The 6,669-nt window shown below is 41.1% G+C and carries 4 protein-coding genes and 1 pseudogene; 1 reads left to right on the forward strand and 4 read right to left on the reverse strand.

Annotated features, from left to right (window positions below):
* Window positions 1-28: 28 nt before the first annotated feature.
* The 4 genes from L5M49_RS12540 to L5M49_RS12555 all read right to left on the reverse strand — a co-directional run bounded on the left by L5M49_RS12540 (window position 29) and on the right by L5M49_RS12555 (window position 6,316).
* Complete coding sequence (locus tag L5M49_RS12540) at window positions 29-2,083, reverse strand: toxin-antitoxin system YwqK family antitoxin (protein ID WP_263266187.1); 2,055 nt, start codon at window positions 2,081-2,083, stop codon at window positions 29-31.
* 240 nt (window positions 2,084-2,323) lie between these two features.
* Window positions 2,324-3,151: a glutamate racemase gene (murI, locus tag L5M49_RS12545; RefSeq protein ID WP_263266188.1), complete on the reverse strand. Its 828-nt coding sequence runs from the start codon at window positions 3,149-3,151 to the stop codon at window positions 2,324-2,326.
* A 644-nt stretch (window positions 3,152-3,795) separates the two neighbouring features.
* Window positions 3,796-4,929, reverse strand: a complete 1,134-nt coding sequence (locus L5M49_RS12550) for a hypothetical protein (protein WP_263266189.1) — start codon at window positions 4,927-4,929, stop codon at window positions 3,796-3,798.
* Window positions 4,930-5,494: 565 nt separating this feature from the next.
* Window positions 5,495-6,316, reverse strand: a complete 822-nt coding sequence (locus tag L5M49_RS12555) for a toxin-antitoxin system YwqK family antitoxin (protein WP_263266190.1) — start codon at window positions 6,314-6,316, stop codon at window positions 5,495-5,497.
* A 213-nt stretch (window positions 6,317-6,529) separates the two neighbouring features.
* On the opposite strand from L5M49_RS12555, the pseudogene L5M49_RS12560 reads away from it, so the two are divergent.
* A pseudogene (locus L5M49_RS12560) lies at window positions 6,530-6,669 on the forward strand (IS4 family transposase); the annotation flags it as partial.

Raw genomic sequence — 6,669 nt, forward strand, 5'->3', positions numbered from 1 at the left:
AGCAGTGCCTGATGTTCGATATTAATGTTTACCTTTCTGTAATCGCATAACTTCCATCTGTGTTATAGCGGATGGTAAACCCCTTTTTCTCACCATCGTGGTAATACTTCAGGGACAGTAATCGCTCCTTGTTATCGATTTCATATGTCCAGCTACGTTGCTCATTGTCGCTGTAGTTGGACAGTGAATAACCGCCATCCTTCTTATAGCGGATGCTGATTTGACTGTCTTGCCCCTGTTCATTATTTTGCAGCTTTTGGACACGACCCTCTTCATCGAATTCATATTCTTTGATGAGGTTGCCATGATGGTAGTCAGAAAATTTGTATAATTTTCCTTTACTATCATAATAATATTGTTCCCCATGCTTAATCGATGGCGTATTTCTAAAGGGGGGATTCAGTATGTCCTTACAGTCATTGCTATAGGGATTTTCTCGCATTATGCACTCGTCCTGAGAGGGCTTGACGGGCAAGGTTTCGTCATATTCATAATGACTTAACTCCATAAGCCTATGATTGTGGTTAGGATCAAAAATCGCCTGCATGCCATGGTATTCACCTTTGCGATAGTGCCTAATGCCACTGGCAACATCCTGTGCTGAGTACCAAATACTCTGGCCATCGAGCAGGCCCTGCTTATAATGCTTATTGGCAAAGAGCACATTTTCATCGCTGATTAGTTTTTCTTCACCTTCGCGTAATCCATTGAGATAAGTCACTTCGATCCGTGATTTCTTGTCAGTTTTAAATACCCAAGGGCCAGTGCGCTTGCCATCAAGGTAAGCCCCGTTACCCACATAGTTGCGGTATTCGCCAAGCGAGACTTTATCTACCCAAGGGCCTTGTTTAATGCCGTTTTGATAGTGACCTTTATTGCCATTGCTCTCAAGCCATTCACCGTCTTTGACGCCGTTGCGATAAATGCCTTTTTCAGACAATCGCTTATCTCCTGTGTCTCCGCCATATTCGGGCTCATAGATTTCATAGGGGCCATCGAGCACTCCTTGATTGTAATGGGCAAAACCGTAGTTATCTGCCTCATCGAACATGGACTGTGCAATCCATTTACCTTGCTTTTTGCCGTCAAGATATTCACCTTCCCAATAGCTTGCTTGGCCGTCAGCCTCCATCCATTTACCGACTTTTTTGCCTTGTTTGTACTGACCATTCAACATGATATTGGCATTACGGTTATCGTAGGCGATATAGGGGCCATCGAGCACACCTTGGGCATAATGACTTTCAAGCGCAAGTCCAGCCCAAGATCCACCGAGATTCATGTAATCATAAGCTGGGCCCGTCTTTGGGATCTCACCCTCACCGCTGCTTAGCCAGTCCACATCATCGGCTTCAAAGACAACGCTCACCAACACAAAACTGCCCTGTTGTTCGCGATAATCATTGCGATAAAAGTGGGTCACTAAACTGTATTGATGCTCGCGGCCTTGGGCATCTTTATCTTTGCGGGTGAGGGGATAACGTAATTTATATTCGTCCGCGGTTTTCACATCGGCGGGTAAACCTTTAGCATTGCGATAGCCGATTAAGGTTGGTTTGAGCTTGGTTGATCCATCGATAATCGCTTTAATGGCAGGATCTTCAATCGCCTCAACATCATAGGTCATGCGATATTGCTGCGGCGGAATTTGGTTTAACACTTTGCGGGTGTCGCTGACGGTAAATGATGATAACGTCGGGGCGACTTCATCCAGCACAACTTGAAGGCGTGGCAGCTTAGTGAGCTTTGAATCCTCAAAACCATAACCCCGTAAATGCTGACCATCAGCATCTTTAAGCATGACTACGACTTCTTTGTCGCCACCTTTATCAAAGTCATAGTAAAAAACGGCCACAATTTCAGCCGCACCATAATCATCAAGATGTACGCCGGGCGCATCGCCGTCGGACATTTCGCTCCACACTTGATTGTCTTTTTGGTGAAAATTAAGCCATTGGCCATTTGGTAAATCGACAGTGGGATGGACGGTTTTGACCGCAGCGTTTGCCGCAGGAATAACCGTTAAAGAGGATAACAACATCATGCCCGCTGCAGTGAATAAACTGCGAATCGAAAGTTCCATTTAATTACACCTTTTACACCGATAACTTGCGCCTCATGCGCACCAGTAAACGGGCCGAATTTTATGCCAAGACAAGCACTTCAGGAAGTAGCTGATACAAAAAAGGCCGCAATAGCAGCCTGTTAAGATCCAATATTTAACAATCAGCAATGGTATATAGCATTTATTTCGTGGTGTTTTTTAGGGTAATCATTTAGATTTCTTTGAAAACGGGTTTTAAAAGAAAATGAGTTAAAAATATTACAATAACAGCTGCTTAAATTTAATAGAGCACTGAAGCAGTGCTTCAATTTTGCTTTGTTTCGCTTGTTCTGAATCTACATTCCCAGTGGTGTAAAACGTTATTTCTGGATCGAGTATCGGGCTACACGTTTGGTGTTCGATTTTCAACAATGAGTGCGTTCGATTAGCAATGGCTAATCCAGAATCAATGACGGTAACGTGGTGGGGAAGGGCATTTTTGATTTCTGCATTGATAAGTGGAAAGTGAGTACAAGCCAGCACTAATACATCGGTATTAAACGCATCGGGTTTGTTAAAAATACGCTGAATTTCCTGGGTTACAATGTCGGGATCAAACCCATTGCCGAGAAGTTTTTGCTCTGAGGCGAGAACCAGCGCTTCAGAGTCTTCTACTAAAACCTTACATTCTGTGGCGAAATTCGTGATCAGCATCTTCACATAAGCTGAGTTCACTGTGGTGTGAGTGCCAAGTACCATCACTACCTTTGATTTTGATAACGAAGCGGCGGGTTTTATCGCAGGGACAACGCCGACAATAGGTATATTGAGTTCAGCACGAAGTAAGTCTAGCGCAATGGTACTCGCTGTATTGCAGGCGATAACGATGATATCGGGTTGAGTCAGTGAGCTTGCTTTGGATATAACGTCTAAAATTCGCTTTTTTAGTATATCGTGTGGCTTTTTTCCGTAAGGGAAAAAGCCAGCGTCAGAGACGTAACTCAGCCGTATGTTGGGGATTCTCTTTTTTATTTCGGCCGCGACAGTCAGTCCACCTGAACCTGAATCAAAAACTAATATTGAGCTATCCATTGCACCTACCTTCACATAATCAACACATTTAATTTTGCCATAGACACAGGAGCGTTAGTCGAATTGGCATACAGCTTCAAGAGGCGCATTTTGCTCTTTCAGCCTATTTTGATCAATGAGGATATGTTTGGTTAAGACTTTTTCGTAAACAAAAAATCTTTTGGTGAGTTAATGCAATCTACCGCAGGGTGAGATCATGAATACTCAGTTTTGTCCGCAGTTTAGTTTGGATGCCAACTTAATCCTTCGTGCGTTTGTAAATATAGGTGTAGCTTTAATTCCGCATATCCATTCAGCACTATCATTCCAGTGACACGCCGACTTTGGTTTTAAAATAGTCGTCCATGTATGCTCGAGCATGGAATCTGCTGTATAGGACATACTAATGTCGCGATCACATGTATGTGAATAAGCGACCATGCCACTTCAATATAAATCCAGAATCGTAAGCAATGGGCCTATCTTTATCATTTGGTATTGATATGAACATCTATCAACTGTATAGACAAGATTGGTTCTGGCGATGTTAAAGGCAACTGCACAAACTGCCACGGCTCCCGTAGCTGGCACTAATTATAAAAAGAGAATGGCCCTAAGATTAGTATCTTGGGGCCATTATTTTTGTGTCGACTAGTAGTTGAAGACCAAAATTTTTCAAATTAAGACTGGGGAACCCATGTACCGTAGTTATCGCGGTATGACTTATATGTCATGGTTTCACCCATGTGATTTTTAAATTCAAGAGAATCAAACGCCTCATCAAAAGTCATGGCTCCACTGGCTGTCTTTGTGAAAACCTGATTGATTTTGGGTATATCATTGTTTAAGTGAAGGTAGCTATATGCCAAACCGTATTCAGCATAATATTGATTGCGATCTGATGCATTGTTCATATCATCAATAGATGTGTTAACTGCCTCGGACTTTCGGGCTATATTTTGCCCAGCAAGGTACGTTGCTTGACCTTCAGTAAACCATCGAGGCAGCGTTGTTAACACACTTTTTCTGTCAATATTGCTGGAGCGATAATATTGGTTTTGAACATAGTGAATAAGCTCATGTTTTGAGTAAACAGGCTCCAAAACACGACCGTCTGATTCCGGCTCAGCAATATTAACCCCAGAGAATGTGCCTTCCGCCAAGCTTCCTGAGCCCATGGCATTTGTCAAGCAAACAGAAACTTTATCGGTTGTTTTTTCAACATCGGCAACAGGGTAAGTATTGCCCACTTCATTAAAGATGTAGTTATAGATATCGCTTAGCTTACTTGGCGCAATCTCTTGATAGTGATCAATAATTGTGCCCATAACCAGCTCCCAGTTGTCATCATTTAATTCAGGCCATGCGAAATCTGGATTGAGTCTCATGTACGGGAAATAATTAATGTACACCCCTTCATCGTTTAATTCCTTGCTTGGCGATAGAAGCATATTGTGGGCATCAAAATGATTGAATACTGGCTTGAACTCATTCAGTGAATCAATGGTAAAGCCCATTTTCTCAAACGCGAAGCTCATATTGGTTTGAACAACGGTCGCAACCGACTTGTAATCGACATCACTAAGGTTTCGCTTTGAATAAACGCGAACGTTGCTACTTTCAAAATAACTGGAAGAATTGTCGCAGTCTCTTCCGTAAAAACCTGTTCCATACTTGGGGAAGGTGGCAAATCCAGTATCGGCCGATGAAACCATCTTGCCTGAAACAAAGCCTGATGGCGGAATAACTGGCTTTGTGGTTTCGTTGCCATTGCCGCCTTCATCACCTCCGCCTCCACATGCTGAAAGAGTCATTGATAAGGCCGCAGCTGAGATGATTTTTTTCAGTTAGTAATTATCCTTGTTACTATCTAATTATTTGAATAATAACATTTATTAATTAGATGGTATATATGAACACCCCCTGTATTTAATAAGGCCCATGCGATTTTGTCCAAAAATTTCGCTAATTGATAAAATAATATTTCGTAATTGAGCTTTGGTTGTTAATGGTTTGCGGTCTTGCGACATATTAGGCGTCATAGCTAGACTGAGCATCTTTATATGTGCCAAATTGACGTTTTACCTCTTGGCAGCAGTAAGACTTCGAAAGCAGATGTCCTTATCAGGTTTTGGATAAGACAAACCGTTTCCATATATGTCCTGACTTTCGCTATCCTGACTTTCGCTTATATGCTCAATGCCTAGCCGAGCAAGTCGAGTCTAGTGACCAAAAGAAATCGAGCTTGGATGAAAACCGCATTTCTTGAAAAGATATTAATGGCTGGGCTTGCCAAGGCGGACAAAATATGAACATTCACGCGATTACCCTGGGAACCAGACGAGATAAGTCTGGTTCAGTGAATTGCAGATTTAAATTTTATTTATTTTTTACCATGATTAATTGACCATCTTTATAAATCTCTTCAGATGCTAATTGCCCATCGTCACAATAGCTTTTAAGGACTCCTTCTAATAAGTCATTTTTATAAGTCCCTTCCTCCATCAATTGACCACTTTCATAATATCGCTTATATGGACCTTCTTTTAGATTATTTTCAATAATTGCATCACAATTGACCTTTCCATTTTCATAATAATGTATAGAGTGGCCATTTTCCAAACCACTTTTATACGTCATCTCCCACCACAACTGACCTCTTTCATAATAATATCTAGAAAGGCCTTCCTGCTTACCATCCTTACAGAAAACCACTCCCCACAATTGACCATTTTCATAATATGATTCACAAATTCCTTCTGGAAGTCCATTTTTCTTAGTTCCTTTTCTCAATATCCTACCACTTTCATAATATCTATTATAAGGACCATCTTCTAATCCATTATTATAATTCCCTACAAGCCTTACAGCGCCATTTTTATAAAATATCTTGTAAGGGCCTTCTTCTAATCCATTTCTATAACTTCCTTCCTTCTCCACTCCGCCATTTTCATAATATTTTTTGTAAGGGCCTTCTTCCAACCCATTTTTATAAGATCCTTCGAACAATAGCAAACCATCTTCATCATATGTTTTAAAAGGACCGTCTTCTAGACCATTTCTGTAAGTTATTTCCCTATATCCGTCACAATCATCACTTTCATAATACCTTTTACTTTTCCCAGTAAAAGGTATTTGTGTATCTATTTCATAATAGATCCCATTTATATTTTGCAATTGATTAAAATCTATTTCCTTCATCGATAACTCCTTTTTTATCTATAATTCTCAATGCTCTCACACCTACCATCGGTGTTTTTCAAGGTAGTAGGCACTCCTTGCTCAAATATTATGCTTCAAGCTGAGCTCTGAAGAATCCCCTGATGATTTACAAATAAATCATCAAATTAGGGTGGAAGCGCATCTTGTTGCATGATCAAATGGTTTCGCTAAAAACTACACTTGGACAACAAGATGCGCGAAGCCAATATCCTACAACATTCTTTACACCAATACTGCCCAGAACTTCACCTAAAACGATTAAACAGCTTGATGCTGGCCTCTAAGGCACTGATTGAATGTAAGACACTGACCTTGACTGAGTTAGGTCGAAA

This window comes from Shewanella sp. SM74, assembly GCF_025653725.1.
In the GTDB taxonomy this organism is placed as follows: Bacteria; Pseudomonadota; Gammaproteobacteria; order Enterobacterales; family Shewanellaceae; genus Shewanella; species Shewanella oncorhynchi.

Bases quoted from the DNA above. Each gene is read 5' to 3' on its own strand.
- L5M49_RS12550 (WP_263266189.1), bottom strand. From the start codon at position 4,929: ATGACTCTTTCAGCATGTGGAGGCGGAGGTGATGAAGGCGGCAATGGC.
- L5M49_RS12555 (WP_263266190.1), bottom strand. From the start codon at position 6,316: ATGAAGGAAATAGATTTTAATCAATTGCAAAATATAAATGGGATCTAT.
- L5M49_RS12540 (WP_263266187.1), bottom strand. From the start codon at position 2,083: ATGGAACTTTCGATTCGCAGTTTATTCACTGCAGCGGGCATGATGTTG.